The sequence below is a fragment of the Paenibacillus sp. FSL L8-0436 genome, from assembly GCF_038593025.1.
In the GTDB taxonomy this organism is placed as follows: domain Bacteria; phylum Bacillota; class Bacilli; order Paenibacillales; family Paenibacillaceae; genus Paenibacillus_AQ.
On record NZ_CP151955.1, the window covers coordinates 455,663 to 482,377 of the forward strand.

Consider the following 26,715-nt stretch of genomic DNA (forward strand, 5'->3'; position numbering starts at 1 on the left):
CAGGTACCCCTTCCTAAAATAACATATGAATAACTGCTCATATGTTAATAGTATTCGCAACTCAGCTGAATTACAAGTCCATTTTGGAAACAATTGTGATCTTCTTATCATTTTAAAAAAAGTGGTGGAGTATACGGAATCTGCATTGACACTGCAAGTTTAGGGAGAATATAATATGTGTAAGTAAACATATGAACAGATACTCATATATAGTTTTTTCCAAGGGAGATGAGTGATTTGAATGCGGTGGAGGGAAACGTAAGACGTCAGTGGGTGCTCGAGGGTCTGGATTGCGCAAATTGCGCCATGAAAATTGAGAACAAGGTGAAAAAGATTGAAGGAGTGTCATCCTGCTCCGTAAATTTCGCTATGAAGATGATGACACTGGAGACTGCCGCAGCTTATGCGGACACGGTATCCGAAGAGGCAAAGCGGACAGTAACTGCCCTTGAGCCGCATGTGAAGCTGAAGGAGGTGCAAACTGCCGGTGCAAGGAAGAAACAACAGGCTGCTGCTGTGAATTCTGCATCCTCAGAAGCACAAGGTCAAGCCCACAGTCATGCCCAGCATGAACATCAGGGCCACACTCACGGACATAGCCAGGGGGAGGCCCACGGACACAGTCACACTCATGGCAGTGATGAAGCCTATAATCATGCACATGCACAGGATGAAGCTCATGGCCACACCCATAGTCATGAGCACGGGGAAGGGGATACACGCAAAATCCTGCTGCGGCTGGGCGCCGGCGGAATTCTAGCGGCAGCCGGAATGTTCCTGCCGGTCAGCGGATTCCCGGAGCTGTTGATTTTCCTGGCCGCTTATTTTATTGTCGGCGGTGAGGTCGTCTGGTCAGCCGCAAGGAATATTGTCCGCGGCCAAGTGTTCGATGAGAATTTCCTGATGGCACTGGCGACGATCGGGGCTTTCGCCATCGGTGAGTACCCGGAAGGCGTTGCTGTCATGCTCTTTTATCAGGTTGGCGAACTCTTCCAGGGTCTGGCAGTTAACCGTTCCCGCCGCTCCATTACAGCGCTGATGGATATCCGTCCGGAATTTGCCTTTCTCAAGGAAGGGGAGAAGCTGAGAAAAGTATCGCCGGAGGAAGTAGCCGTCGGAGACATCATTGTTATCAAGCCGGGTGAAAAGGTGCCGCTTGACGGAACAATCCTCGAGGGCAGTGCAATGATGGATACGTCCGCGCTTACCGGAGAATCGGTGCCACGCTCGGCTGAGCCGGGGGCTCAGGTGCTGAGCGGCTTTATCAACCGCAATGGTGTGATTACCGTTCAGGTCACTCAAACCTTCGGGGAATCAGCGGTATCCAAAATTCTTGAACTGGTGCAGAATGCTTCCAGCAACAAGGCGAAAACAGAGAATTTCATTACGAAATTTGCCCGGGCCTACACTCCGGTTGTAGTCATTACAGCTTTGCTGCTGGCAGTACTGCCGCCACTGTTTATTAGTGGGGCCACCTTCTCGGATTGGATTTACCGGGCGCTTGTCTTCCTCGTCATTTCCTGCCCCTGCGCGCTGGTCGTCTCCATTCCGCTTGGCTTCTTCGGCGGCATTGGAGCGGCTTCCAGGAATGGCATTCTGGTTAAAGGCAGCAATTATCTTGAGGCACTGAATGATGTGAAGATTGTCGTGTTCGATAAGACGGGAACGCTGACGAAAGGGCAGTTCAAAGTTACTGGCATCTTTCCTGCGGAAGGTATTGCCGAGAGTGAGCTGCTGCGGCTTGCCGCTTATGCAGAGAGCCATTCGCCCCATCCTATTGCGGAATCCATCCGGTCGGCTTACGGCGCAGATATTCCAGGTGAAGCTATTGCCGATTACAATGAAATCTCCGGTCATGGCATAGCTGTTACTGTAGAAGGCAGGGCAGTGCTCGCCGGAAATGCCCGGCTCATGGAGCGCGAGGGAATCTCCAGCCGGACTCCTGAGGTGAGCGGAACAATTGTTCATATCGCTGTTGATAAACAATATGCAGGGTATCTGGTCATATCTGATGAAGTGAAGGACGACTCCCTTCAGGCGATCCGCAAACTGAAGGCGTTAGGCATCCGCAAGACGGTCATGCTGACAGGTGACTCCTCATCGGTAGCGGAGGCTGTCGGACGCCAGCTGGGAATTGATGAAATTCATGCCGGGCTTCTGCCGCAGCATAAAGTGGAAGCTGTCGAAAGATTGGAGAAGGAGAAGTCACAGCGGGAGAAAATTATTTTTGTCGGCGACGGAATCAACGATACCCCTGTGCTGGCGAGGGCAGATGTGGGCATTGCAATGGGCGGACTTGGCTCGGATGCAGCGATTGAAGCGGCGGATATTGTCATTATGACCGACGAACCGTCGAAGATTGCGGCAGCCATCGGAATAGCCAAGCGGACGCGGAGCATTGTCTGGCAGAATATAATTTTTGCCCTGGCGGTCAAGGCGATCTTTCTGCTGCTGGGTGCATTCGGGATTGCTACAATGTGGGAGGCGGTATTCTCGGATGTGGGTGTAACCGTACTTGCTGTGCTGAACAGCATCAGGGCGCTGCAGGCGCCTACAACAGAATGAATGTCATAGGAGTCCTGCAGCTAGCTTGAAAATTATGTGAAAAAACATGAAAATAGTATGAAAAAGTAAGCTCTTTAGATTCCATATTGTGGGACTAAGGGCTTATTTTTTGTCGTGAATGTAATGATTTATGTCTGTTTTTGCCGATATATTAGTATACATTTACAGCAATTGGAAAATTGTATCTAGTACTGCTAGGAGGACTTAAGGTGGAAGAGACAGAAATGAAGCAGGAAAAAATGAAAATGAAAGCAAAGAAAAGAAAGCCAGTCTCCGTGCAGACGAAATGGTCGCTTGTGATTCTTGCCATTTCCATCGTGCCTTTGCTGGGAGCAACCATCTTTTTTATGCAGTATTTCGGCGGTGTAACCAAGTCGGATAGTCAAGAGCTGGCGGAAAGTACTCTGAATATGAATAGTTCCCAGCTCGGGGAATGGCTGGAGTCTAAAACCTCTGCGGTGCAGGAACTGATCGCTATGCATCCCGAGTTCGATACGGCAGTGCCGGAGAGCATTTTTCCGGTAATCAGTGTGCTCGAAGACAGTGACACTCAGTCTGAAGGCTATAGCGTTATCAGTAAAGAAGGCAAACTCAGCAATATGATGGGGATGACGGCAGATTCGGGTACCTCCCCGTATTTCTTAGAGGCCAAGGAGACACATAAACCGTCAATAGCTGATATGACTTTTCTGAAACAGCTGAATAAACATATCATTACGATTATGGTCCCAATTATGGATAAGAATAACCAGTTTAACGGCGGTATTGCCTTTTCGGTTACACCGGAAATAATGATGGAAATGGCCAAAAATATCAAGGTGGGAGAAACCGGGTACGGATTTATAGTTTCAGGGGAAGGGAACTATTATGCATCCTCTGATCCGAGCAAGATCGGGAAAAATATTGCGGATTATGCAGAGAAACCCGGGACGCAAAAAGCGGTTAAAAGTATATTGAGCAAGCCTGACGGTTCGGTAACTTATAAGGGCGAAGAGGGCGAAGTTCTTATTACATATTTCAAAACCATCCCTGGCACCGATTGGAAGCTGCTGATTAATGTTCCCAAAAGCGAAGTTTACGCTAAAGTGAATTCGGCCCAGACCTTGACGACAATTTTTGTAGTCATCGTTATTTTGCTTGTCGTGGTATTGTCCCTCTACCTTACCCGGAAGATTGTTAAGCCGATTGTCGCTATTTCGGAAGTGATGAAAAGGGTGGCAGACGGACGGCTGAATGAGCGGGTGGCTGTTGGCTCAGAGGATGAAATTGGCCAGATGAGCCGGAGTATCAATCATATGATTGAATCCCTGTCCGGAATTGTCAGCAAGATCGATACAACCGTAGTGGAGGTAGCGGTATCTGCGGAAGGTCTGCTGGATTACGCCACTCAGTCCTCCAACACTTCGGCAGAGATTGCAGAGGTGATTCAGGAAGTGGCGCAGGGAATGGAGGAGCAGTTCAGAGGTTCGGAGCAGTCCGCACGGGCTACGGAAGAGATGGCGGTGGGCTTGCAAAGGATTGCTGAATCCTCCGTGAGTGTATCCGATCAGGCGGAGTCCGTAAGTGTGGAGGTCGAGAACGGCTATCATGAGATCAAGGCGACTTTTGAACAGATGAAGGTAATCAGTTCTACTGCGGGCCAGACTGCTGAACTCATCGGCACACTGACACAGCAATCGGAACAAATCGGGCAAATCGTCGATGTGATTTCAGAGATATCCAACCAGACAGGGCTGCTGTCCTTGAATGCTTCCATCGAGGCAGCCAGAGCGGGTGAGCATGGACGGGGCTTCGGAGTGGTAGCGAATGAAGTGAAGAAGCTGGCCGAGCGAACCAATACAGCGATTGTGCATATTGTTGAATTAATCAGACAAATTCAGGATTCAACAACGAATGCTGCAGTATCCATGGAGAAGAGCATTTCCGAAATCGGCGATGGTATGGACAAGATGACGAAAGTTGGGTCTGCCTTTGACCATATCCGTTCCTCCATCCGTGAGGTCTCAGTGCAGATCCAGGACGTATCCGCTATTAATGAAGAGATGTCTGCAGGCACGGAAGAAATTACGGCATCCATTTCCGATATGCTGATTATCGCCAAGACTTCCGCGGACAACGCCCAGGCGGTCGCTGAGGCCTCAACGGATCAGAAGGAGCTAATGAAGCAGGTAGTCAATTCTGCGGAATCACTGAATCTGATGATGTCCGAGCTGAAAGAAGAGATCGAAAAATTCCGTTAATCAGCAGATAAAATAAGAACAGCCCCCGGCTTCGCGCATTGCAGCGCGGCAGCCGGGGGCTGTTTCGTTTGAGCTAAGAATTAAACCTTCTCTTCCAGGTGCAGGCTTTCGATGCCGGATCGGATGATGCCGCATGAAGCATCAAACTTCGCATACTCCTGATCACTGAGATTCAGCTCCAGCAGTTCCTGAATGCCGCCCCCGCCGATAATGGCAGGAGCTCCGGCGCATACATTCTTTTGCCCGTACTCCCCGTCCAGAATCGCCGAGACGGCAATGATTTTGTGTTCATCATTCAGGATGGAGCGAGTGATATAAGCCAGAGCACTGCCGATGCCGAAATGCGTGGAGCCTTTGCGTGTGAAGATCTCCCAGCCGGCATCCTTCGTTTTGCGGGCGAGATCCTCCAGATCCAGATCCCTGAACCGCTCGCGGTGCTGCTCCATAATCTGCAGAAGCGGTTTGCCGCCGATCGTTACATGCGACCAGGCAACGAACTGGGATTCCCCATGTTCGCCGAGTGCATAGCCGTTCACACTGCGGGGATCGATGGAGAATACTTCTGAGAGCAGCGTCTTCAGCCGCGATGAATCAATAGAGGTGCCGGTGCCGATAATGCGGTGGCGCGGCAGTCCGGAGATTTTCCATACCATATAGGTGACAATATCAACCGGATTGGCGGCAATTACAAAGATACCGTCGAATCCGCTAGCCATAATTTCCGTAATAATAGCCTTGGTTATAACCGCAGCATCATCCAGGACATCAAGTCTGGTCTGACCCGGTTTGGGATTGGCCCCGGCAGTCAGGATAACGACATCCATTCCGCCGCAATCGCTTGCGGTACCGGCATATACTTTGGTGCGTGTCCCTGTGAAATCCATGCAGTGCGAGAGGTCAAGCGCTTGTGCCATGGCCCAGTCATAGGTGCGGTCGACCATCATGATCTCATCGCATATCGCCTGGTTGACCATGGAATAGGCACAGCTGGAGCCCACATTACCGGAGCCGACGATCGCCACTTTTCTCGATTTTGTTTTCAATTGCCTTCTCCTCGCTCTCTAAAAAGTATACATTTCCTATTCCTTGGTGAAGTATGCTTATATTTTAACTGATCTGATTGCAAGTTACCTGACATGAAGGTGAAAAAGAGTGTTTTTGCCGAACGTTTTTTGCCACAAATGACATGGGAGGTTAGGAATGACTGGGCAGAGTTATAGAATATTCTATGCTTGTAGCGTGCAGGTGGACTTCCGGAAATAAAAAAAGAGCATTCGTGCGGCCCTAAGGTCAATGAAATGCTCTTTTACTCATTTTATGCTTCATTTTTATCCGCGGGGCTGGGGAATAGGTGCCTTCGGCAGAGCCATTCGGGTATAGCGCTTATACATGTACACCCTCCAGTGGAGGATCATGCCAAAGGCCAGAATGAAAAATAATCCGCCTGACTGCGGTATGGATACATATCGGTTGATAAACTCATGAAGTACTGTGCGGATCAGCAGTAATCCGAGCAGAATGAAGGCGAAACTTTTGGAACGCTGGGCGTAGATCAGCCCGTCCCGTTCTTCAAAGACCGTGCTGCGCATTAGCGGATAGGCGAAAATGAACCAGCCGATCAGGAAAGCCGTAACTGCCCACCACCAGGGAAACCGGACCTCTGGTACAACGAACATGGCAAAACCTGTGGACATGCCGAGCGGCGGTATCCATATTTTACGGAGGGTTACCGGTCTCGCGCTTGCCTTCAGGCGGATAAAAATAACCATCAGCGCCATAAACACGGCCCCCAGTGTGGAGCCCACATGCAGAAGCGAGGGGTTAATATTGCCCATGATTCACTTTCCTCTCTGTGATTTGTGTCACTATTTCTCCATTATAGCAGAAATTCTGTGATGTTCAGAATCGCAGCTGAAACTAAAATTCAGGCAGGTATGCTGAGGATCTCTGATCGTCCAGACACAATAAACCCGCCAGGGTGACCCTGGCGGGTTTATTGTGTCCAAATGTTCAACTCATCTGGTCAGCTTCGATCGCCGGCAAGCTTAAGAACGGCTGCGTCCACCGACCGAACGGAGGATCAGGCTGACGATAAAGATCAGGACAATGGCACCAATCAATGAAGGGAAGACGTAGAAATCACTGATTTTTGGTCCCCAGCTTCCAAGCAGCATGCCACCGAGCCATGAACCCAGAACACCGGCAATAATGTTGCCGATAATGCCTCCAGGAATATCTCTGCCCATGATCAGACCTGCCAACCAACCAATTACTCCGCCTACAATTAACATCCATAATAAACTCATTATGCTTCAGCTCCTTTGTGTTTGTTATCTTCGATGGTTACTATTAACCTCAAGCGGAACGTTTAAACCATGTGTAAAATATTGTCTTGCTGCTTATTATCAGTATTCAAGTATGCCCCAAAAGATGCTGTTTAACCCGCCTAATGTGTTGGGTATATAAACATGTTATAGTGAAAATGAAGCGCGGATATGAGTGAACAGGGTGCTTTGCAGGGTATATAAGAAGTAAGGGAATACACCTGCAAACGATGGCTCCGAAAGCGGATCTCCCGGGGTCAAGCAAGATACGCTGCTATTACACTAAAAGGAGACGCTGCTATGGAACAGCCTAATGAAGTACTATTTTATGTGGGGACTTATAATACCAAGGAAGAGGATGCTATTCTGCTGGGGGCTTTGAACAAGGATACAGGGGAAATGAGAGTTCTGAACGGTACTAAGGGCATTGAGAATCCGTCCTATCTGGCCGTAAACCGTGCGGGAACTGTTCTATATGCAGCGAGCGAACAGGATGAGGGCGAAATTCATGCTTTTGCCATTGAAGCCGGAACCAAAGCCTTGCACCCTCTAGGCGGCAGAAGTACAGAAGGCGGTGCCCCCTGTTATGTCTCCATTCATCCGCAAGGGGATTACATATATGTCGCCAATTACACGGGCGGCAATGTCAACGTGTTCCCTGTGGGCGGGGACGGTTCTCTCCAAGAGATGTCGGCCCAGGTCCGGCATGAAGGCTCAGGGATTCGCACAGACCGCCAGGAAGCGCCGCATCCCCATTCGGTAATTCCCGATAGTACCGGCGGGCGGGTGCTGGTCTGCGATCTGGGTCTCGATCAGGTTCTGCTGTACCGTGTGCAGGACGGCAAGCTGATTACACATCGTGAAGTGGACCTGCCTCCCGGTTCAGGCCCGCGCCACCTAGCCTATCACCCCACGGAACAATGGTTATATCTGATCAATGAGCTGAACAGCACCATTACGGTATTTGCAAGCGACGAACAGCAAGGGGACCTGAGAGTACTCCAGAGTGTCAGCTCACTGCCGGAGCAGTACACAGCGGGCAGTGATGATACGGCTGCTGACATTCATGTTTCTCCTTGCGGACGGTTCCTTTATGCCTCTAACCGCGGGCATGACAGTATCGCCCTATTCCTTATTGATGCAGCTACAGGTCTGATTGAACCGGCAGACTGGGTCAATTCGGGCGGCCGGACACCGCGCAACTTTGCTATTATGGGGGGAATGCTGCTCGCTGCCAATCAGAACAGCGGCAATATCGTCTCGTTTAGAATCGACTGTGAGAGTGGCAGGCTGATTCCTACCGGCAATGAACTGGAAGTTCCTTCACCGGTCTGCATAAAAGCCCTGTAACAAGAAACAAGAATAAGGAATTGTAATAGGAATAATAGGATAAGGGCCTCTCCCTTCGCTGTTAATCAGCAAAAGGGAGAGGCCCTATTTAGTGCAATCCATTGATTTCGCCGGATCTATTATAAAATCCGATATCGTCGAGCATGATTTTATCGCCTTCTTCCTGCAGATAGAAGGTTATTTCAGTCAGCTTGCCGGGATCAAGTGCAGGCTCTTCCTCCAGGAAGGCTTCAAGCGGCAGCTCGTAGGTCTGGAACACGGCTTCCGAAAGATCACCGTATTTGCCGTCGCTTATCCGTTTTTCCAGCCAGGGATTTACCGTGAACTGGGTTTGGGGCAGCGGCAGAACCTCCATCACCTCATCCAGCGGCAGGCGGGCGGCAATGTCATTGCTATCCGTGAGTTCGACCACTACATCAGGCGAGAGGGAAGGCTTGGTATTGTCGGCAGTGCCGGTGTCCTCATCCTCATCAGCATCGGCATCGGCGTTGCGGTTAGCCAGGGAAAAGCTCAGGCCTTCTGCATCGGACTCGGCAATATCGCTAGTGACACTATCCTTAAGCGTGATGGTGTAAGCAGCTTCTTCGCCGCTGTTGACGGCACTGCGTTCAAGCAGGATGCCATGTGTTGCTTTGCTCTTCAGCTCACGGTCCCGGGCAACTTCTTCCGTCCAGCTAAGACCCGTGACAGCTGCTGTTCCCCCTAGTGCTGTGTTCTTGTTGCGGTCTTCGTCAAAAGTGGCTACCGGGATGAATTCTCCGCTCTGAAATCGGCTATAATATGCAGTATCCGGCAGCCACTTCGCTCCGCTGCGGTAATTGCGGAATAGCCCGCGATAGTCAGCCTCTCCATGCAGGGTTGTTTCCAGGAATGCGGCTACATAGACCTTAGCAATTTGCCGCTGCTCGTCTCCGTCCATAATATGTGTTCGGCTGAGGAACAATCCTGCCGGCAATGACTGATCCAAGAGTCCCCAGTCGGTATTGAACTGGCTATGATTGGCATCGGCGATATATAAAGAGCTTTTGAAAGCGGAGGAGCCGCGGGAATAACTAGAACGAATATACTGGCGGTCTCCATAGAAGTCATGTACATCCCCGTCCCGTGCGCCTTGCAGGGTCAGGTAATTGACGTCAATCAGCTTAGCCTGCTGATCGTCGATTGCCTTATCTGTGGGAGCGAGGGCAATGACCGAGGCTATCGAAAACTTTTTGGCGTCAGCCAGCACGGGATCGCTTTTGAACCAGCGTTCCGCATCGGCAGCCATGGCAACAGCCTGCCCGCCGCGGCTATGGCCGAGCAGGGCGGTCTTGGTGTAATCCACCTTGTGATAGAAAGGGTTGCCAGCCTGCTCGTTGAAGACACCAATCTGCTGGAGATGCTTCAGAATCATCCAGGTCCGCACCTTGAAGTCGTTGTCGGGAATGCCGGACCAGGCTGAATAATTCAGGAAGTTCTCATCCAGGGAGAGCGCGATAAATCCCCGGCTGGCCAGCAGCTGGCCTAAGTAAGTGTAGCCTCCGTCGGAGTAGTCCTCCATCATATGGTTGCCATGAACCATAAGCACAAGCGGGAAGGGGCCTTCACCGTCGGGCATCCAGACACGGGCATTTAACGGGAGCGAGCTGTAGTCGAATCCCCAGAATATAGTCCGCAGCTTGGGCCAGGTTTTGATATAGGCCGAGGCATCCGCAGTGGAGGAGAGAAGACCGACTTCCTTGCCGTATTCAGAACGGTGTAAGTCCTCGCCGCTGCCGTAAGTAAAGCTGCGATAGGTATAGTCACCGGGCTCTCCCGGATTTGCGGCGGGGATATCATCCTCCATCACCGTGGACGCTGCCAACACGGGCATCGCTCCGCCGTGGCTCTTGATGGGCAGTGCTATCGAAGATAAGGCGACAGCAACTGCGAGCAGCAGTCCCGAAACGATCCGCCTGCTGCGCAGCAGGCCAAATACGAGTCCCCCGAACCCGCCGAATAAAGCGGCAAGAACAGCAACGGCAGCCGCTGCTTCAATCTCCAATTCAGCATAATAGAGGATTAGCAGAACGGCGCCCGCCGCACTCAATATAGAGCCCGTAAATAACCGCGGGACAGGCAGTCCGGTCAATGCCAGCACCAGAGCCAGTATGTTAGCTGCCAGAGCGAGGAAGAGGGTCCCGGTTCCGGCCGCCAATATAATATCCGCCGGGGCACCCAGGCCGGTGGGGATGCCCAGAATAGCCGCCGTAAATATAAGAACACATATTATCCAAGGACCGGTAATTGCCATCCTCCATAGTGCTGTATCATAACGGTAAGTTTCCCTAATTCGCTTTGCAAGGCTGCTGCGTATCCTCCGGTGCAGCCGCGGTCTCCCCGGCGCCGGAGCATACTCCAAATCCATTCCCATGATTGTCTCCCCCGACATTTTGCGGTGATTTCCACTCTCTCTTTTTCCCCTATTAGATGTAGCAATCTTATTACTTTAGAGCTTTAATGACAAGTGGATCTTGCAGGAACGGCCGCCACTTGCTGCCGCTCAGCCGGAGAATGTCTGATTGCCGTCTTTTTCTAAAAAAAGGTTTGACAGGGTAAGGAGCTTTCAGTATTATGTCCTTATAACCTACTAAACGGGTAGGAATAATTGAATAATAGTTCTTACCGTACAGACGGAGGAACGCCCGATTCAGGCTCGCAGATACGTGTCTTTCAGGACCGATTTGACCTGCCATACGTGGGCCTTCCTCCGTCCTTTTTTTGTAAAAATTAGCGCATAGAGAGTTCTGCAATCATCTATTTAAGAGAAAACATGGGGGAGTGATTGTGATGAAGAAAGGGATCAAGAAGGGGCTGCTCACTGGATTTACACTATTGTTGACGGCAGGGCTTACTGCTTGCGGAAGTAATACTAACCATACGAACAACAGCGCAGGTGCAGCAACCGGTACGCCGGAGAGCACCAATGCGGCGGCAACGGCAGAAGCGACCAAAGCAGCGTCTAAAGATCCGGTAGAGCTGCTGAATGTATCCTATGATCCTACACGTGAGCTTTATGAGAGCTACAACAAGGCTTTTTCGGCTTATTGGGAGCAGGAAACTGGCCAGAAAGTAACGGTCAAGCAGTCCCATGGCGGGTCAGGCAAACAAAGCCGTGCCGTTATTGACGGTCTGGAAGCGGATGTAGTCACACTGGCACTTGGATATGACATTGACGCTCTGCAGGAAACAGGACTCATCAATGAAGGCTGGCAAAATAAATTTGAGCTTAACAGCTCGCCCTACACGTCGACTATTGTTTTCCTCGTGCGCAAAGGCAATCCTAAGGGCATAAAGGACTGGCCGGATTTGCTTAAGGAAGGTGTAGAGGTGATTACACCAAATCCGAAAACCTCCGGCGGTGCACGCTGGAACTATCTGGCGGCTTGGGGATATGCGCTCGACCACAACAATAATGACGAAGCCAAAGCACAGGAATTTGTGCAGGAGCTGTTCAAGCATGTGCCGGTACTGGATACCGGGGCGCGTGGTTCTACGACAACCTTTGTGGAACGCGGAATCGGTGATGTGCTGATTGCCTGGGAGAATGAAGCCTATCTGTCCATCAAAGAGCTGGGGCCGGACAAATTTGAAATTGTGAATCCTTCCGAGAGCATTCTGGCTGAACCTCCGGTTGCCGTAGTCGACAAGGTTGTCGATAAAAGAGGGACACGTGAGGTATCCGAGGCTTATCTGAAATATCTCTACACCGAAGAAGGTCAAAAAATAGCTGCAGAGAACTACTACCGCCCCACACTGGAAAGTGTGAAGGAGCAGTTCAAGGACCAATTCCCGGATATCAAGCTGTTTACGCTGGCTGATAAATTCGGCACCTGGAAAGAAACGCAGGAGAAACATTTCAATGACGGAGGCATTTTCGACAAGATTTATGTGCCGGGCAGCTAACAACTCTTACTTTAAGTGCGGGTCATTTAGATCTCGATGCTGGCGATAGAGCCGAAGTCTGTAAAGATACGCTTCGGATAGTTCGTCCCGTTAAGGGTGCTGATCAGCCTATAAGCTGAAGGCAGGAAAGGATGAATACGTAAATGAATGTCACTACTACGGCTGCGGTGCGGCGTAAGGTGTTGCCCGGTTTCGGGCTTACGATGGGCTACAGTGTGCTGTATTTGAGTCTCGTTGTCCTGCTGCCGCTTTCGGCGCTGCTTTTCAACTCCACCGGGCTCAGCTGGGCTAAATTCTGGGATGTAGCCACAGACCCGCGCGTCCTGGCTTCCTACCGGGTCAGCCTCGGCACTGCGGCAGCGGCAGCTTTGACGAATGCTTTTCTGGGACTGCTGCTGGCATGGGTGCTGGTACGCTATGAGTTTCCGGGGAAAAGAGTATTCGACGCCCTGATCGATCTCCCGTTTGCACTGCCGACAGCCGTAGCGGGTGTCTCGTTGACAGCACTTTACTCACAGAATGGCTGGATCGGCTCCCTGCTGGAGCCGCTCGGCCTGAAGGTTGCCTTCACGCCGCTGGGCATCACGCTTGCGCTAATGTTTATCGGCATTCCGTTTGTTGTCCGCACCGTACAGCCCGTGCTGGAGGATCTGGACAGGGACATGGAAGAAGCTGCTGCGACGCTGGGGGCAGGCCGCTGGCGGACCTTTCTGCGGATTGTGCTGCCGGAGCTGTTCCCTGCGCTGCTCACCGGCTTTGCACTGGCTTTTGCCCGGGGGATCGGAGAATACGGGTCCGTGGTATTCATCTCCGGAAACATGCCGATGAGAACGGAGATTGCCCCGCTGCTCATTATGACCAAGCTGGAGCAATTCGATTATGCCGGTGCCACAGCTGTGGCGCTTCTTCTCCTGCTGATCTCCTTCCTGATGCTGTTCGTGATTAACCTGCTGCAGCGCTGGGCCCGCAAAAGCTCACGGTAAGGGAAGTGCAAAACTTAAGCGTATGCTTTCGAGGCGATTTTTGTCGAAGCCCATTTGGTGAGGTATTGCTCACAAAAATTAAGCATATGCTTCCGAAGCTAGTTTTGTACGAAGATTAATCAAAGCTGCTTATCCTAACAAAACTTAAGCGTATGCTTTCGAAGCGATTTTTGTCGAAGCCCATTTGGTGAGGTAACGCTCACAAAAATTTAGGAGGAATAATTATGGCCGGTACTGTGCCGATGCTCGCTCCAGGGCGGAAGACCAGCGTATCCTCGCCTGCGACGAACGAATCTCCTGCGGTGAAGTGGGTGCTGATTGCCGCAGCCGGGCTGGTGCTGTTCTGGCTGATCGCCCTGCCGCTGATTGTCGTGCTGACAGAAGCGCTGAAGAGGGGCTGGGATGTCTACTGGGCCGCGCTGACTGATCCCGACGCCGCTTCGGCGCTGCGGCTGACGCTGCTGGTGGCCGCGATTACCGTCCCGCTGAATACAATCTTTGGCGTGGCGGCCGCCTGGGCAGTGACCAAATTCCGTTTTCGCGGCAAAGGCTTCCTCATTACCTTAATTGATCTGCCATTCGCCGTATCACCGGTCATCGGCGGGCTGATCTTTATTCTGGTGTTCGGCGCACATGGCTGGTTCGGGTCCTGGCTCAGCGACCATGATATCAAGATCGTATTTGCGCTTCCGGGTATTGTGCTGGCTACGCTGTTTGTGACTTTTCCTTTCGTGGCCCGTGAGCTGATTCCGCTGATGGAAGATCAAGGTACACAGGAGGAAGAAGCGGCAATTACACTGGGGGCGCACGGCTGGCAGATTTTCTGGCGTGTGACACTGCCCAATATTAAATGGGGTTTGCTGTACGGGATTATTCTCTGTAATGCCCGTGCTATGGGCGAGTTCGGCGCGGTATCGGTAGTCTCCGGGCATATCCGCGGAGAAACGAATACGCTGCCGCTGCATGTCGAGATTTTGTATAATGAATATCAATTTTCGGCATCGTTCGCGGTGGCTTCATTGCTGCTGCTGCTCGCCTTGGTAACGATGATCATCAAAAGCTGGCTGTTACGAAAAAATGCTCATTGACAGCTCTTTTGATTCCATGCTAAGTTAAATCTTAGTAAACAAGTTGGTAATAACGGGATTCGAGGCGGAGAACATCCCCTGTCCGGGGAAAGGGAGGCTGGAGAATGGCTAAGCCACTGAAAGTGGATGAGGTATGGCTGACGCGGATTGCAGGACTTCTGGATGACATGGAGTTTGGCTCATTGCACATCGTGGTGCATGAAGGTCAGATAGTACAGATGGAGCGTACGGAACGCAAACGTTTCGAGAACAGCACTGCAAATGCACGATATAGTGGAGAGACCGGAAGCCGGCGCACCGATACCCGTTCTGCGGGACGAGGATAGAAGGTATAAAGAAAGACCTCCATCAGTTGAAGGTCTTTCTTTTTTTTGATTTAACTAAGGCTTCCCATTCGTCAAAAGACAATTTGTCAGTGATATGCTTCAGTTCTGCCGGAACCTCGACAGAGCACATCAATTCCAGGCTATTGCCATCCGGGTCATTAAAATAAGTATTGCCTTAATAACGCGGTCCCCGACGGGAAGAGGAGAGGCCTTCAAGCAGTAAGACTATCGCCGTGATCACATGCATGATCCAGCCAACGATCGGAATTAGAGCGACTATCGAGGTAATAATACCAATGACGTTGCCGATAAAAGGCCCCCGTTCCTTAAGCATGATTATAACAGCCACTGCGTGCAGCAAAAAGGCGATGCCGAGCGGGACCCATGCATTGGCTACAACGAACACCCCTCCAATGATCGGCAGGGCCAGGAACGCTTCATAAGTGAAAGTCCCCCATTTCAATAATTTCCCCAGAGAAGACATGAGTGCTTCACCAATCCTTTCTTTATGATATTGTGAATATTTGGCTTTATCTCTAGGTTACCCCGGGATGCAGGCTGAGAATAATAGTATTGCTTTTCTAAACAATTTATTAGTTCTGTTACGTCAGAATTCCTTCAACGTTTCAAATCTCCGCATGTACCCATTCCGCCAGCCGGTTACCCGGCCTTGCTTGAAATCAATGCTTAAGTATATATTGGTAACAGCATTGCAGATCCTGAGACCGTTAGTAGGAACGAGAAGGGAAGGACCGTATGGATGCAGCAGAAAAAGTAGAAATTAGACATGAATGCCCCTCGGCGGAGCAATATCTGGCGCTGCGGGTTGAAGCAGGACTTAGTCCGATGAGTATAGAGGGGGCTAAGACCGGACTTCCGCGTTCTTGTTATGCAGTATCCCTCTATGAAGAGGACATGCTGGTAGGGATGGGACGCGTCATCGGGGACGGAGGCTGTTTCTTTCAGGTGACGGATATTGCCGTCAAGCCCTCCCGTCAAGGGCGTGGCTTCGGGAAGGTCATTATGGGTGAGATCAGGGCATTCCTGGATACGGTGCCCAATCCGTCGTATGTTAGCCTCATTGCTGACGGAAATGCTTCGAAGCTGTATGATCAGTATGGTTTTGTTCCGGTAATGCCTTATTCGCAAGGGATGTTCCTGCGGCGGTAACGGGCCGGAATGGCAGCTTGTAATCTTATGATAGTGAGGCTGGCCGACCCCCACCTAGCGGGGGTATTTGAATGCTGCTTCTACCCGAAGGGTTTCAGAACGCCACTATGGGATAAATTAGAATTAGGGCTTGAGAAAGCGAGGAAAACTAGAGATGGATGTTGTTGTGCTAGGTGCGTCGGGGACGCTGGGAAAAGCAATTGTACAGGAAGCACTAAAAAGAAAACACGAAGTAACCGCAGCCGTCCGCCATCCGGATTCGCTGCAAATTGAGCATGAGCGGCTGCAGATTGCCACCGTTGATATCCTGAATCCTTCCTCGGTAGCTGCCGTAGTTGGCGGGCACGGGGAGGTCATCAGTGCGTTCGGACCGGATTCCGGGCGGGAAAATGATCTGCTTGGCGCAGCGGATTCGCTGCTGGAGGGGATGCGTATAGCCGGGGTGGAACGGCTGATGATCGTCGGCGGAGCGGGCAGTCTGAAGACGGAATCGGGAGAGTGGCTGATGGACACGGCCGAATTCCCCGAGGAGCTGCGGCCGCTGGCAGCCGCACATGCCAACGCCTATGAAATCTATAGAGGTTCGGCACTTGATTATACGTATATCAGCCCGCCTGCGGTCATCGTACCGGGCCGGCGGACAGGCATGTTCCGCATCGGACTGGACCGGCTTATCGTGGATGAAAATGGCGAGAGCAGCATCAGCGTGGAGGATTTCGCCGTGGCGGTCATTGATGAGCTGGAGGAAGGCAATTTCAGCCGGGAGAGATTTACGGTAGCTTATTAGCCGAACCGGGTACAGAACAGAAGCAGTTGTAAGGCTGCTTTGAACTGAACAACAGGACAGATACAGTGCCGGGACAGTGGATTCCGGCTATGCGCAAAGGGTAAGACTTATTGCATTTTATGCCGTAAGGCTTACCCTTTATTGTTGCGATCGACATGTAGCGAAAGGGGTGCGAGTCATGGATCTGGTAACTGCTGAGCAGATGCGGCAATTGGACCGCAAAACGATTGAGGGTTTAAGCATTCCGGCGGTTGCGCTGATGGAGAATGCGGGTCGGGCCATCGCCGAGGAGGTTATCGCGCTGTGCCGTAGCAGGCACGGCGGAGGCGCAGGCGGAGAAGACCGGAACGGTGGACGGGCCGGAACGGGAGGCAGCTGGGCTGATGCAGATATAGCGGGGCGCGGCGGCTATATAAACGCGGGACCGGGTGCAGAGAACGGCAGAGACGCGGGAACGGATGTGGGGCGTGGCGGCGGAGAGGAACCGGGAGCAGGGCGTGGCAGCGGCAGAGGCGTTGCTGCCATCCAGCTAAACGGCGGCCCGGGGATTCAGCCGCCGGGATTCACGGTCAGCGGCGATGCCGCGCTGACCCTGGACTCTGCCGAAGCCGAGCACTGGCTGATTCTCGTCGGCAAAGGCAATAACGGCGGCGACGGCCTCGCCGCCGCCAGGCATCTGCGTGAGGCGGGCATCGCCGTCACGCTGGTGTACGCGGCCGCGCCGGAGTCGCTGGCCGGCGAAGCCGCACTGCAGCGGGATGCCGCTGCAGCCATGGGCCTGCCCGCCGCCGTCTACGGCGCGGACCGGCTGGACTTTGCCGCATGCAGCGGCATCGTGGATGCGCTGCTCGGCACCGGCAGCGCGGGAGCCCCGCGCGGTGCCTATGCGGAGCTGATTGCCGCCGCGAACGGCAGCGGCAAACCGGTGGTGTCCGCGGACATCCCGAGCGGGCTGAACGCGGACACGGGCGAGCTGCATGAGCCGTGCATTCATGCAGCAGTCACAGTCTGCCTCGCGTTTCTCAAACGCGGGCTGGTGCAATATCCCGGCGCGGGAGCAGCCGGGCATGTGGTGGTCCGCTCCATCGGCATTCCGGCTGCCTTGGCCCGGGAACACGGCGTGCAGGCTTGCCTGCTGACGCCGGAGGTGCTGCGGACACGTCTTCAGATCGACGTGTCGCGCCGCCGCTCGCCCGAAGGCCACAAGGGCACTTACGGGCATGTCCTGCTGGCCGGCGGAAGCCTGGCCATGAGCGGTGCAGGCCTGCTCTCCGCCCGGGCTGCGCTGCGGGCGGGTTGCGGCTTGGTTACCTGGGCACTGCCCGGCGGGCTGCTGCCCTATGTGATCGGTGCCGCCCCTGAAATGATGCTGGCTGCAGCCGGCAGCGCAGAGGATGGCACCTGGAAAGCAGGCACGGCCGCAGAGGTGCTGCGGCTGGGTGCCGGAAAGGAGGTTATCGCCGTTGGTCCTGGCCTTGGCCGGTTCGAGGGCGATACGGATTGGCTCCGCACGATTTGGGAGGGGACGGAAATGCCCCTGGTCATCGATGCCGATGCTTTGAACATCCTGGCTGATGCCGATTACAGCTCCTGGACCTGCCGGGGGCCTGTGATCTTGACGCCGCATCCGGGAGAAATGGCCCGGCTGGCAGGTCTTGCCACGGCAGAAGTGCAGCGCGACCGGATCGGTCTGGCATTGGACTATGCCCGGGAGCATGGCGTGGTGCTTGTGCTGAAAGGGGCGCATACAGTTATTGCAACGCCTGAAGGACAAGCCTATGTAAATGTCACAGGCCATCCGGGTATGGGAACCGGCGGAGCGGGCGATGTGCTGACAGGCATCATTTCCGGACTGCTGGCTCAAGGGCTGAATGCCGCACAGGCAGCGGCTTTTGGCGTGTATCTGCACGGACTGGCCGGGGAACGGGCAGCCCGCCTGCGGCATCATCCGGCGGCATTAATTGCCGGGGATATCATTGAAGCACTCTGATTGCAGGAAGCTGTGTGGAGAAGCCTGATCACACTATGCATCCTGCCGGATGCATGCCGGTCCGGCACCCGGTGCAACTGCCTGCAGGCTAGAGCAGCAGCAGGCAGAGCAGCGGGATGAATAGCGCAAATACGGGGAGCAGCAGCGGCTGCCGCTCGCCGGCTACCTGGGCGAGCCGGAATACCAGAAGTACAGCTATGCCGTAGATGCCGCAGGTCATGGCTTCTCCGCCCTGCTCCGAGGCCAGCCACAGACCTGCGCCAAAGCCGGCAGCCGCATACAGGACCAGTGACGGCCCGAGCGAAGACGAACGGAACATGCGCAGCAGCAGATCTGCCAGCAGTGCCGCCGGCAGTCCATAAGCGTAAATGGCATAAGGCACCGATATCGGCCAGCCTTCCGGCACTCCGCCTTCGTGCGGAAAGAACAGCATCAGCAGGGAGACGAGCATAAAGGTCAGACCGGCGGCGGAGAGTTTCGCCAGTGCGTACATGCCTGCGGATAGGCGGACGGACGGAAGGTCGTAATCCTTGATTTTATTCATCCTATAACTTCCTTTCAGGGTGGGATTAACGCTACTACAGCGGACTCAGGGCCTCTGCCGGCGGCAGCTCAGCTTGTGACCATGTCCCCTCCATTAACATGAATACATGTGCCTGTGACATAAGAAGAATCGGAACTGGCCAGATAGACATAGGCTCCGGCCAATTCATAAGGCTGAGCGGCACGCCCCAGCGGAGTATCCGTTCCGAAGACGCTGACCTCGGCCGCGGAGAAGCTGGAGGGAATGAGCGGTGTCCAGACCGGCCCGGGGGCGACACTGTTGACACGGATTCCGGTATCGGCGAGCGAAAGGGCAAGAGAGCGTGTAAAGGTGACGATGGCACCTTTGGTGGTTGAATAATCGATGAGCTCTTTGTGGCCCTGGTAAGCGGTGATAGAGGCGGTGTTAATGATGGAACTGCCTTTTTTCAAATGCGGAAGTGCGGCCTGTGTCAGGTAAAAGAACGGAATAATGTTGGTATGAAAGGTCTGGAGCAGCTGTTCTTCTGAAATATCGAGAATGCTCTTCTGCGGATACTGCACGCCATGGTTATTGACGAGGATATCCAGCTTGCCAAAGGTCTGTACTGTCTGCTCTACGGCCTGGAAGCAGTTTTGCTTATGCCGTAAATCAGTTTCGATCCGCAGGCAGCGGCGTCCCAATTGTTCAATGCGCCGCTGTGTGACTTCGGCATCCGAGGCTTCGTACAGATAGGCAATGGCTACATCCGCCCCTTCCCTGGCAAATGCGATGGCCGCCGCCTTGCCGATGCCGCTGTCTCCTCCGGTAATCAGCGCCACCTTGCCTTCCAGCTTTCGGCTGCCGAAGCTCTCGGGATTTTCGCTGATCGGGCGGGGGTTCATCAGACTTTCAAGGCCCGGCTGACGGTTCTGATGCTGCGGCGGAAAGGCAATGGGCTGCTTGCGGCATACCGTTTGTTCCCCATAATAGGGGTAAGTGGGATTCATATCGCGGTTATCCTCCTTGGATGCTGTCATTCGTATATTTTTATGCATGCGCCCAGGAAAGCGTGCGCTTCCGCAGTGTGAATCCGGCATTTGAAGCGGGCAATGATCAGGGGGACAAATCTGGCGTTCTATGAAAAAAATTATGATATATTACCTGGGAGGAACGTATGGCGGATCGTGTGAACTGGTTCAATCTTGCCTATTTGCAGCAGGGCACGGTACTTCAACGAGAGGTATACAATCTGCTTCAGGAACTGCGGATTATGGAGCTTCTTGCGGACTATGAACCGCTGCTTGCAGGTACGATACCTCTGGGAATTCAAGTGGAAGGCAGCGATCTCGATCTGATCTGCGAGGTACATGACCCCGTGCGCTTTACCGCCGAGGTTCACGGTTATTTCGGGCAGTGGACCGGATATTCCGCCGTAACCCGGGTGGTTGGGGGAATAACACGCACCAAGATTAATTTTTATGCCGGAGGCTGGCCGATTGAATTGTTCGGGCAAGCCAAGCCAGCGCGGCAGCAGAACGCTTGGCTGCATATGCTGGTAGAGGGGCGGATATTGGATCTGCTGGGGGAAAGTTTCCGCGAAGAAATTATTTTGCTGAAGTCAGGCGGAATGAAGACGGAACCGGCTTTTGCGAAACTGCTGAAGCTGGAAGGCGATCCTTATAAGGCGTTGCTGGACCTTGGCAGGCTTCGTCAAGAGGAGCTGGAACACATGTGCAAGAAGGCTTATCCCTACATACAATGAACAATGGAAACGGGGGAAGGAATATTGAAGTACAGAGCAATGGTTGCAGATGATTATGAGGAAGCGTATCTTTTATGGGGGAATACTACAGGCATGAACCTCAGCCAGGCTGACTCCAGGGAAGAAATTGTCCGTTATCTGGAGCGCAACCCCGGACTGAGTCTAGTCTGCGAGAATGAAGCGGGCAAAATTGCCGGGACTGCAATGTGCGGACATGACGGGCGCAGAGGGTATATGTATCATGTAGCTGTCAGCGGAGAATGCCGCGGAGCAGGAGTCGGCCGTGAACTGGTCTCCCGTTGTCTAGGCAGATTGCGGGAAGCCGGCATTGTGAAATGCCACTTGATGGTTATTGAGGGGAATGAGCTGGGCCGCAGCTTCTGGTCGGGCATCGGCTGGCAGGAACGGGACGGGATTGTTCTTTTCTCACAGGATACTTAATCAGGCGGAGAGATTTCAGAGCATCGGCCTGATAATGATCTCTCGTAAGGTGACATACCAATGTAATAGTGTAGCTTCTGCATTCGTGCAGTATAATATATGTGAGTATATTGTCGAATTTTGATAGGTGGCGATCTGAACTATGCGCTTTAAAGATGTATTCTCAATTATCGGCCCGGCGATGGTCGGGCCTTCCAGTTCGCATACTGCGGGAGCGGCCCGGATTGGCAGAGCAGCCCGCCAGGTGCTTGGTGAAATGCCAAGCGAGGCTGAGGTCATTTTCTTCGGTTCCTTTGCCGCAACCTATCAGGGGCATGGCACAGACCGGGCAATTGCCGGTGGCCTGCTGGATTTCGCTACGGATGACCACCGTCTGCCTGATTCTATCGAGCTTGCGCAAGAGGACGGGATGGAAATTTCCTTCCGGCAGGGAACGGGGCTGTTCCCCCACCCCAATACGGTTCGCCTGCGTCTTGTCGGCCGGGAAACCGGAACAGAAATGACGCTTACGGGGATCTCGATTGGCGGCGGCAATATTGAAATTGTAGATATCGACGGCTTCGGGGTAAAGCTTACGGGAATGTATCCGACAGTGCTGATTAACCATATGGACTATTTGGGAGTACTCGCGAGTGTTACCGATGTGATGCGCAAAGGCCAGTTTAATATCGGGCATATGTCCCTGGACCGCAAGAACCGCAGCGGTGCGGCTTTGACAGTGCTGGAGCTGGATGAGCCAGCCACAGCAGAGCTGCTCAAGGATCTGGCGGGCCTGCCGGCCGTGAAGTCGGTAAAGGTTGTTGATTTAAACGAACCAACGCAAGTAAAGAAAGGGAAGGATAGCTCATCATGAATTTTCAAACATTAAGCCAGTTGGCGGTACTCTGCGAGGAACGGGGTTTGGGTATCGGCCAGCTTATGCTTGAGGAGCAAAGCGCAGAGTCCGGACGTTCCACAGAGCAGGAGTTCGCCACGATGAGCCAGTACTACGGAGTGATGAAAGAGGCGGTGCACCGCGGCATGCACGAAGATACCACCTCGCGCAGCGGTCTGACCGGCCTTGATGCGCAGCGGGTTGCTGCCTACAATGCGGCAGATGAACCGTGTCTTGGCGGATCTGCCGGTACCGCGATGGCCTATGCGCTGGCTGTATCTGAAGTGAATGCGTCCATGGGCCGCATTATTGCCACACCGACCGCAGGCTCCTGCGGAATCATTCCCGGTGTATTTCTCAGCTGCCAGGAGCGGTTTGGCTGGGACGATGATTATATGGTGTCGGGCTTGTTCGCCGCCGGTGCCATTGGTTACGTGATCGCCAATAACTCCTTTGTATCCGGTGCGGAAGGCGGCTGCCAGGCAGAGGTTGGTTCGGCGATCGGGATGGCTGCGGGAGCGCTGACCGAGCTGCGCGGCGGAACCCCGGCACAGGCAGTACATGCTGTCGGTCTGGCACTCAAAAATACACTCGGCCTAATCTGTGATCCTGTGGGTGGCCTTGTGGAAATTCCCTGCATTGTGCGCAACGGCTTTGGTGCCGTTACGGCACTCGCCGCAGCGGATATGGCGCTGGCCGGCGTGCGCAGCGTGATCCCTTCAGACGAAGTGATCAAGGTAATGCTGGAGGTCGGTTCCGCTATGCCTGAGAAGCACCGTGAAACGGCAGGGGGCGGATTGGCTCAGACCCCTACCGGGCGCCAGATTATGAAGGATCTGCGGAACAAGAAGTAATCGGGCCATGCAAATACGGTATATATCAAATCATGCGGAACCGCTCCAACTGCTCCCATAATCCCTCCTGCCGGAGTATTTCCGGCTGTTTCGGACCCATAAGATCGAAATGGGGGAAGGGCTTGCGGTTGTGGATATACTGCGGCGGAAGACCATTCTCCTTACACCAGCGTTTTAGACGGGGCAAGTCACTGCAGCCTACTTTAGTCACTGTAGTAATTTCCGGAAAGCGCGGGTCAATCCAATAATGCGTCAGAAAAGCGATCTCTCCTGCAGAGACTGCCTGTTTCCACCGGGTTAATTCTTCTCTGTTAATTCCGAAGGCCATAGCTGTCCTCATCCCTATTCTTTTCAGTAATTGTTGACTCCATTATAACCTATGAAAGGGGAGAACATCATGAGCGGGCAATCCAGAGCAGACATCCGCCCCGGACTTGAGGTGGATATTGTACTCAAGCAAGACCAGCCAACAGGCAAACTTACGCATGGCACGGTCAAAGATATTTTGACCAATTCGCCCCGCCATCCGCACGGCATCAAGGTGCGGCTGACGGACGGACAAGTCGGCCGGGTTAAGAATATTACCAGCTGAATGAACAGGTCGTTGCATCCCTATCTTTAACTTTCATTAGCGCTCCTCTCGCCTGGCTACTGCTGCCCAACAGCACAGCAGCCACCGGCGGAAGGAGCGTTTATTGTTGCTTAGGCACTTGGTGTTGATCATTGGAGAGAAGAGCAAGCTCTGCTTGAATTGGACAATACAATAGAGCATGTTATAAAATGGTAAAAATTTAGGGGTGTGAGTGGAATGGAGCCGGGTAGAGCAAGCTTGATCAGCAGGTGGATTTCTAAAGCTGCCCCGCTGCTCCTAACGGCCCATAAATTCTTCTACATATTGGTCGGCTTTTGTCTGGTTGCATTGATTGCAGGCACAGACGCAGTTGTCGGGAGTGGTGTGGCCGCCTTTGGCGCGCGGCAGCAAGTGATCAATAGTGTCTCCGTACAAGCCGCAGAAATGACAAGTATAGTTGTCCCTGTTTAGAATTAACGCCCGAAAATCCTTATTGCTGTACAGGCGGCGAATCGTGCGGCGGTTCACAACTACTGCTGCATGCTCTCTGACAAGGGTCACAGCCAGCTCCAGATCGATTTCCTGGTGCCAGCGGCGGCCCTTGTCGCTATGTCCGCGCATCAGAATCATCCCCTTAAATGAAGGGATCAGGGCGGAGGCGTCCTGCGGATCGGGCTTCGGTCCGAACGGCTGCGGCGATTTCCGCCGCTGCTCGGCTCCGCGCGGACGCGTCTTTCCCTTGACTGCAGAGGTAAGGGTTGCGGCCTTACCCTCCTTGGAGCGCTCCGGCAAGGAGTGCAGATGGGTTTTGGGTACAGGCGGTTTGGAAGCTGCAGGAGCCGGGGCTGATGGGGCCGTTGACCGGCGGGACGCAGGTACAGGTCCGGGTTCGGAAGTCTGAGCTGAAACAGCGGACACAGACACCGCTCCCATTCCGCGGAGCAGTGCAGGAGCGGATCCCGCTTCGCGGGTCTTGCGGCATTCCCTGCAGGCCCCGCGGCGGGACTGGCCCTTGGAGCGTTTTCCGGTCCGCCGGCGGAATTCGGCAAGTGGTTTTAGTTTATGGCAATAGGCGCATTGTTTGGATAAAGGCTGGTTCGTATCGGTCATAGGCATGTGTGGATGATGCTTTGCCAGCGTCACCCGGTCCCCTCATTTTTTTATGGATTAGTAAAGACTTCCTGTTCAACAGATAATAACTTTAGTATAACGTAAAGTGCGTCTGTTCACACCGCAAGCATAAAAATTCGCCGATTCCCTAATTTGTGACATCTGTCTTAGCAGGGTGGAGGGAGAACCTGTAAAATCTACTCAAAGCAAGTTGAGATCGATATTTTGGGACGATGAATACGGGGGGATTAGCAATGACACAAGCCGGGAAAAGACCGGGTGCTGTAATTTTACTGTATATTCTTCAGGCTTTTCTGGGAGTCGGAGCGATAGGGGGAGGACTGATGCTGCTGGCAGACCCCAGTGGTGAAATGATCGGGATGCCGTCTTCCGTGCTGGAAAGATCGCCCTTTGAGAATTTTGCAATCCCTGGCATTCTGCTGCTGGTGATCTTTGGACTTCTGCCGCTGCTGGTGCTGTATGGCCTAGTCAAGAAGCCGGATTGGAAGTGGGCGGCCCCGTTGAATCCGTTCAGGACACTGCATAGTGCGTGGGCACTTTCGCTCTATATCGGCTTCGGGCAAATTATCTGGATTATGGTGCAGACCTACATGATGAACGCCGTATCCGTTGTCCATGTGGTCTATACCAGCTTGGGCCTGCTGATTCAGGCTGTTACACTGCTGCCTGCGGTACAGGGATATTTTATGCTGGACGGACGTGCGGAAAGACGTTAGAATGGCAGTGAACAAATAAAGGGCTTTCATTTGAGCCGGGGGAGTGCACCGGAATGACAACTATATATGATATTGCCAAAAGAACCGGTTACTCTCCAACTACGGTATCAAAGGCATTTAATAACTACTCCGATGTGCGGGAGAAGACGCGCCAGGAGATTCTGCGGACTGCCCGCGAGATGGGCTATTTACCTAATGCACATGCACGCACGCTGACTACGAAGAAATCATGGACCCTTGGCGTGCTGTTCGTAGAGGGCACAGGTGTCGGTATCCGCCATCCGTTTTTCGGCGCGGTGATTGAGAGCTTCAAGCAGGTTGCTGTGGCCAAAGGGTATGCCCTGATGTTTATCTCCAAGGATGTCGGCGGCAAGCAAAGCGGGTATTTGGAAAATTGCCGGATTCATGGCGTGGATGGAGTCGTGGTGTTTCTCTCTGATTATGAAGATCCTTATTTTCAGGAGCTGCTGGAGAGCAATATTCCCACGGTTATACTGGATTATGAGACAACGCAGTCACATACGGTCTGCTCGGACAATATTGCCGGTGCGCTGCAGGCGGTGGAATACCTGACTTCTTTGGGACACCGGAGAATCGCTCATATATCCGGGGGAGAGAATACATTCCCGGGCAAACAGCGAGAGAATGGATATAAGGCTGCAATGAAGCAGCACGGGCTTGAGGTGCAGGAGGGGTATGTTTCAGTGGGGGCTTTTTATTCCCTGGAGAGCGGCTATTCCGCGATGCAGAGTCTTCTTGAACTGCCGGAACGCCCGACAGCCGTCTTTGCTTCGGGTGACTTGCTGGCGTTAGGCGCGGTTATGGCAGCCAAGGATAAGGGGCTGGCGGTACCGGCGGATATTTCCGTTATGGGTTACGATGATATTGAGCTTGCCCGGTATGTTACTCCAGCTCTGACGACTATTAGGCAGGATACGGCTAATCTCGGAACCCGGGCGGCTGAGATCCTTCTGGCTTCGATCGACGGCAATCAGCAAGAAATGGAAGCGCTTGTGCTTCCCGTAGAAGTGGTCGTGCGGGATTCCTGCGCACCGCCAGGCAATGAATAAAAGGAAGTTCGCCTCGGTGCGCTTTTTTTTCGATATAATCGAAA

The 26,715-nt window shown here is 53.1% G+C and carries 26 protein-coding genes; 17 read left to right on the forward strand and 9 right to left on the reverse strand.

Annotated features, from left to right (window positions below; all coding sequences use genetic code 11):
• The first annotated feature begins 228 nt into the window (after window positions 1-228).
• Both NSS79_RS02155 and NSS79_RS02160 read left to right on the forward strand, forming a co-directional pair.
• The gene (locus tag NSS79_RS02155) at window positions 229-2,565 is read left to right on the forward strand and encodes a heavy metal translocating P-type ATPase (RefSeq protein ID WP_342438099.1); all 2,337 of its coding nucleotides are present in this window, start codon (window positions 229-231) and stop codon (window positions 2,563-2,565) included.
• Window positions 2,566-2,774: 209 nt separating this feature from the next.
• Entirely contained in the window at window positions 2,775-4,805 is a 2,031-nt protein-coding gene (locus NSS79_RS02160) for a methyl-accepting chemotaxis protein (RefSeq protein WP_342438100.1), read from the forward strand.
• A gap of 80 nt (window positions 4,806-4,885) precedes the next feature.
• On the opposite strand, the gene NSS79_RS02165 is transcribed toward NSS79_RS02160, so the two are convergent.
• From NSS79_RS02165 to NSS79_RS02175, 3 genes are all read right to left on the reverse strand, one after another.
• Complete coding sequence (locus tag NSS79_RS02165; protein ID WP_342438101.1) at window positions 4,886-5,848, reverse strand: L-lactate dehydrogenase; 963 nt, start codon at window positions 5,846-5,848, stop codon at window positions 4,886-4,888.
• 285 nt (window positions 5,849-6,133) lie between these two features.
• A complete protein-coding gene (locus NSS79_RS02170) occupies window positions 6,134-6,640 on the reverse strand; it encodes a cytochrome c biogenesis protein CcdC (RefSeq protein WP_038585185.1) in 507 nt (168 codons plus the stop codon).
• Between the two features lie 210 nt (window positions 6,641-6,850).
• Window positions 6,851-7,111, reverse strand: a complete 261-nt coding sequence (locus NSS79_RS02175) for a GlsB/YeaQ/YmgE family stress response membrane protein (RefSeq protein WP_038585188.1) — start codon at window positions 7,109-7,111, stop codon at window positions 6,851-6,853.
• Between the two features lie 318 nt (window positions 7,112-7,429).
• On the opposite strand from NSS79_RS02175, the gene NSS79_RS02180 reads away from it, so the two are divergent.
• On the forward strand, window positions 7,430-8,479 hold the full coding sequence (locus NSS79_RS02180; protein WP_342438102.1) for a lactonase family protein: 1,050 nt from the start codon (window positions 7,430-7,432) through the stop codon (window positions 8,477-8,479).
• An 88-nt stretch (window positions 8,480-8,567) separates the two neighbouring features.
• Here NSS79_RS02180 and NSS79_RS02185 read toward each other — a convergent pair whose 3' ends face one another.
• Window positions 8,568-10,871 (reverse strand): alpha/beta hydrolase, encoded by a 2,304-nt coding sequence (locus NSS79_RS02185; RefSeq protein WP_342438103.1) that lies wholly within the window; start codon window positions 10,869-10,871, stop codon window positions 8,568-8,570.
• Window positions 10,872-11,287: 416 nt separating this feature from the next.
• On the opposite strand from NSS79_RS02185, the gene NSS79_RS02190 reads away from it, so the two are divergent.
• From NSS79_RS02190 to NSS79_RS02205, 4 genes are all read left to right on the forward strand, one after another.
• On the forward strand, window positions 11,288-12,403 hold the full coding sequence (locus NSS79_RS02190) for a sulfate ABC transporter substrate-binding protein (RefSeq protein ID WP_342438104.1): 1,116 nt from the start codon (window positions 11,288-11,290) through the stop codon (window positions 12,401-12,403).
• Window positions 12,404-12,546: 143 nt separating this feature from the next.
• Window positions 12,547-13,386 (forward strand): sulfate ABC transporter permease subunit CysT, encoded by an 840-nt coding sequence (gene cysT / locus NSS79_RS02195; protein WP_340895194.1) that lies wholly within the window; start codon window positions 12,547-12,549, stop codon window positions 13,384-13,386.
• 224 nt (window positions 13,387-13,610) lie between these two features.
• A complete protein-coding gene (gene cysW, locus NSS79_RS02200) occupies window positions 13,611-14,474 on the forward strand; it encodes a sulfate ABC transporter permease subunit CysW (RefSeq protein WP_342438105.1) in 864 nt (287 codons plus the stop codon).
• A 104-nt stretch (window positions 14,475-14,578) separates the two neighbouring features.
• The gene (locus NSS79_RS02205) at window positions 14,579-14,800 is read left to right on the forward strand and encodes a YezD family protein (RefSeq protein WP_341089447.1); all 222 of its coding nucleotides are present in this window, start codon (window positions 14,579-14,581) and stop codon (window positions 14,798-14,800) included.
• 175 nt (window positions 14,801-14,975) lie between these two features.
• Here the strand turns inward: NSS79_RS02205 and NSS79_RS02210 are convergent, their stop codons facing one another.
• Window positions 14,976-15,263 (reverse strand): hypothetical protein, encoded by a 288-nt coding sequence (locus tag NSS79_RS02210; protein WP_231578364.1) that lies wholly within the window; start codon window positions 15,261-15,263, stop codon window positions 14,976-14,978.
• Between the two features lie 293 nt (window positions 15,264-15,556).
• On the opposite strand from NSS79_RS02210, the gene NSS79_RS02215 reads away from it, so the two are divergent.
• The 3 genes from NSS79_RS02215 to NSS79_RS02225 all read left to right on the forward strand — a co-directional run bounded on the left by NSS79_RS02215 (window position 15,557) and on the right by NSS79_RS02225 (window position 18,747).
• Window positions 15,557-15,970, forward strand: coding sequence for a GNAT family N-acetyltransferase (locus NSS79_RS02215; protein WP_342438106.1), 414 nt, complete (start codon window positions 15,557-15,559; stop codon window positions 15,968-15,970).
• Window positions 15,971-16,124: 154 nt separating this feature from the next.
• Window positions 16,125-16,757 carry an NAD(P)H-binding protein gene (locus NSS79_RS02220; RefSeq protein ID WP_342438107.1) on the forward strand — a complete coding sequence of 211 codons (633 nt, stop codon included), beginning with the start codon at window positions 16,125-16,127 and terminating at the stop codon, window positions 16,755-16,757.
• A 178-nt stretch (window positions 16,758-16,935) separates the two neighbouring features.
• Window positions 16,936-18,747, forward strand: a complete 1,812-nt coding sequence (locus tag NSS79_RS02225; RefSeq protein WP_342438108.1) for an NAD(P)H-hydrate dehydratase — start codon at window positions 16,936-16,938, stop codon at window positions 18,745-18,747.
• A gap of 88 nt (window positions 18,748-18,835) precedes the next feature.
• On the opposite strand, the gene NSS79_RS02230 is transcribed toward NSS79_RS02225, so the two are convergent.
• On the reverse strand, window positions 18,836-19,291 hold the full coding sequence (locus NSS79_RS02230) for a hypothetical protein (RefSeq protein ID WP_038585218.1): 456 nt from the start codon (window positions 19,289-19,291) through the stop codon (window positions 18,836-18,838).
• Window positions 19,292-19,359: 68 nt separating this feature from the next.
• Entirely contained in the window at window positions 19,360-20,259 is a 900-nt protein-coding gene (locus NSS79_RS02235; RefSeq protein ID WP_342438109.1) for an SDR family oxidoreductase, read from the reverse strand.
• A 167-nt stretch (window positions 20,260-20,426) separates the two neighbouring features.
• Between NSS79_RS02235 and NSS79_RS02240 the strand changes: the two genes are divergently transcribed.
• From NSS79_RS02240 to sdaAA, 4 genes are all read left to right on the forward strand, one after another.
• Complete coding sequence (locus NSS79_RS02240) at window positions 20,427-21,014, forward strand: DUF4269 domain-containing protein (RefSeq protein ID WP_342438110.1); 588 nt, start codon at window positions 20,427-20,429, stop codon at window positions 21,012-21,014.
• Window positions 21,015-21,038: 24 nt separating this feature from the next.
• Complete coding sequence (locus tag NSS79_RS02245) at window positions 21,039-21,455, forward strand: GNAT family N-acetyltransferase (RefSeq protein ID WP_340895187.1); 417 nt, start codon at window positions 21,039-21,041, stop codon at window positions 21,453-21,455.
• Window positions 21,456-21,597: 142 nt separating this feature from the next.
• Window positions 21,598-22,308 carry an L-serine ammonia-lyase, iron-sulfur-dependent subunit beta gene (sdaAB, locus tag NSS79_RS02250; RefSeq protein WP_342438111.1) on the forward strand — a complete coding sequence of 237 codons (711 nt, stop codon included), beginning with the start codon at window positions 21,598-21,600 and terminating at the stop codon, window positions 22,306-22,308.
• Window positions 22,305-23,183 (forward strand): L-serine ammonia-lyase, iron-sulfur-dependent, subunit alpha, encoded by an 879-nt coding sequence (gene sdaAA, locus NSS79_RS02255; RefSeq protein ID WP_038585233.1) that lies wholly within the window; start codon window positions 22,305-22,307, stop codon window positions 23,181-23,183. The genes sdaAB and sdaAA overlap by 4 nt, the downstream gene beginning before the upstream one ends.
• A 25-nt stretch (window positions 23,184-23,208) precedes the next feature.
• Here sdaAA and NSS79_RS02260 read toward each other — a convergent pair whose 3' ends face one another.
• On the reverse strand, window positions 23,209-23,511 hold the full coding sequence (locus tag NSS79_RS02260; protein ID WP_340895182.1) for a hypothetical protein: 303 nt from the start codon (window positions 23,509-23,511) through the stop codon (window positions 23,209-23,211).
• 69 nt (window positions 23,512-23,580) lie between these two features.
• Here NSS79_RS02260 and NSS79_RS02265 point away from each other — a divergent pair, with 69 nt between their 5' ends.
• Window positions 23,581-23,775 (forward strand): YwbE family protein, encoded by a 195-nt coding sequence (locus NSS79_RS02265; protein ID WP_038585239.1) that lies wholly within the window; start codon window positions 23,581-23,583, stop codon window positions 23,773-23,775.
• A 276-nt stretch (window positions 23,776-24,051) separates the two neighbouring features.
• On the opposite strand, the gene NSS79_RS02270 is transcribed toward NSS79_RS02265, so the two are convergent.
• Window positions 24,052-24,897, reverse strand: a complete 846-nt coding sequence (locus NSS79_RS02270; protein WP_342438112.1) for an HNH endonuclease — start codon at window positions 24,895-24,897, stop codon at window positions 24,052-24,054.
• Window positions 24,898-25,118: 221 nt separating this feature from the next.
• Here NSS79_RS02270 and NSS79_RS02275 point away from each other — a divergent pair, with 221 nt between their 5' ends.
• Complete coding sequence (locus NSS79_RS02275; protein WP_340895180.1) at window positions 25,119-25,601, forward strand: hypothetical protein; 483 nt, start codon at window positions 25,119-25,121, stop codon at window positions 25,599-25,601.
• Window positions 25,602-25,654: 53 nt separating this feature from the next.
• Window positions 25,655-26,671: a LacI family DNA-binding transcriptional regulator gene (locus tag NSS79_RS02280; protein WP_342438113.1), complete on the forward strand. Its 1,017-nt coding sequence runs from the start codon at window positions 25,655-25,657 to the stop codon at window positions 26,669-26,671.
• The last annotated feature ends 44 nt before the right edge of the window (window positions 26,672-26,715 follow it).

Excerpts from the sequence above, each read along its gene's own strand:
- NSS79_RS02155 (WP_342438099.1), top strand. The coding sequence starts at position 229 with ATGAGTGATTTGAATGCGGTGGAGGGAAACGTAAGACGTCAGTGGGTG.
- NSS79_RS02170 (WP_038585185.1), bottom strand. The coding sequence starts at position 6,640 with ATGGGCAATATTAACCCCTCGCTTCTGCATGTGGGCTCCACACTGGGG.
- NSS79_RS02175 (WP_038585188.1), bottom strand. The coding sequence starts at position 7,111 with ATGAGTTTATTATGGATGTTAATTGTAGGCGGAGTAATTGGTTGGTTG.
- NSS79_RS02180 (WP_342438102.1), top strand. The coding sequence starts at position 7,430 with ATGGAACAGCCTAATGAAGTACTATTTTATGTGGGGACTTATAATACC.
- NSS79_RS02185 (WP_342438103.1), bottom strand. The coding sequence starts at position 10,871 with ATGGGAATGGATTTGGAGTATGCTCCGGCGCCGGGGAGACCGCGGCTG.
- NSS79_RS02190 (WP_342438104.1), top strand. The coding sequence starts at position 11,288 with ATGAAGAAAGGGATCAAGAAGGGGCTGCTCACTGGATTTACACTATTG.
- cysT (WP_340895194.1), top strand. The coding sequence starts at position 12,547 with ATGAATGTCACTACTACGGCTGCGGTGCGGCGTAAGGTGTTGCCCGGT.
- cysW (WP_342438105.1), top strand. The coding sequence starts at position 13,611 with ATGGCCGGTACTGTGCCGATGCTCGCTCCAGGGCGGAAGACCAGCGTA.
- NSS79_RS02205 (WP_341089447.1), top strand. The coding sequence starts at position 14,579 with ATGGCTAAGCCACTGAAAGTGGATGAGGTATGGCTGACGCGGATTGCA.
- NSS79_RS02215 (WP_342438106.1), top strand. The coding sequence starts at position 15,557 with ATGGATGCAGCAGAAAAAGTAGAAATTAGACATGAATGCCCCTCGGCG.
- NSS79_RS02220 (WP_342438107.1), top strand. The coding sequence starts at position 16,125 with ATGGATGTTGTTGTGCTAGGTGCGTCGGGGACGCTGGGAAAAGCAATT.
- NSS79_RS02225 (WP_342438108.1), top strand. The coding sequence starts at position 16,936 with ATGGATCTGGTAACTGCTGAGCAGATGCGGCAATTGGACCGCAAAACG.
- NSS79_RS02230 (WP_038585218.1), bottom strand. The coding sequence starts at position 19,291 with ATGAATAAAATCAAGGATTACGACCTTCCGTCCGTCCGCCTATCCGCA.
- NSS79_RS02235 (WP_342438109.1), bottom strand. The coding sequence starts at position 20,259 with ATGAATCCCACTTACCCCTATTATGGGGAACAAACGGTATGCCGCAAG.
- NSS79_RS02240 (WP_342438110.1), top strand. The coding sequence starts at position 20,427 with ATGGCGGATCGTGTGAACTGGTTCAATCTTGCCTATTTGCAGCAGGGC.
- sdaAB (WP_342438111.1), top strand. The coding sequence starts at position 21,598 with ATGCGCTTTAAAGATGTATTCTCAATTATCGGCCCGGCGATGGTCGGG.
- sdaAA (WP_038585233.1), top strand. The coding sequence starts at position 22,305 with ATGAATTTTCAAACATTAAGCCAGTTGGCGGTACTCTGCGAGGAACGG.
- NSS79_RS02260 (WP_340895182.1), bottom strand. The coding sequence starts at position 23,511 with ATGGCCTTCGGAATTAACAGAGAAGAATTAACCCGGTGGAAACAGGCA.
- NSS79_RS02265 (WP_038585239.1), top strand. The coding sequence starts at position 23,581 with ATGAGCGGGCAATCCAGAGCAGACATCCGCCCCGGACTTGAGGTGGAT.
- NSS79_RS02275 (WP_340895180.1), top strand. The coding sequence starts at position 25,119 with ATGACACAAGCCGGGAAAAGACCGGGTGCTGTAATTTTACTGTATATT.
- NSS79_RS02280 (WP_342438113.1), top strand. The coding sequence starts at position 25,655 with ATGACAACTATATATGATATTGCCAAAAGAACCGGTTACTCTCCAACT.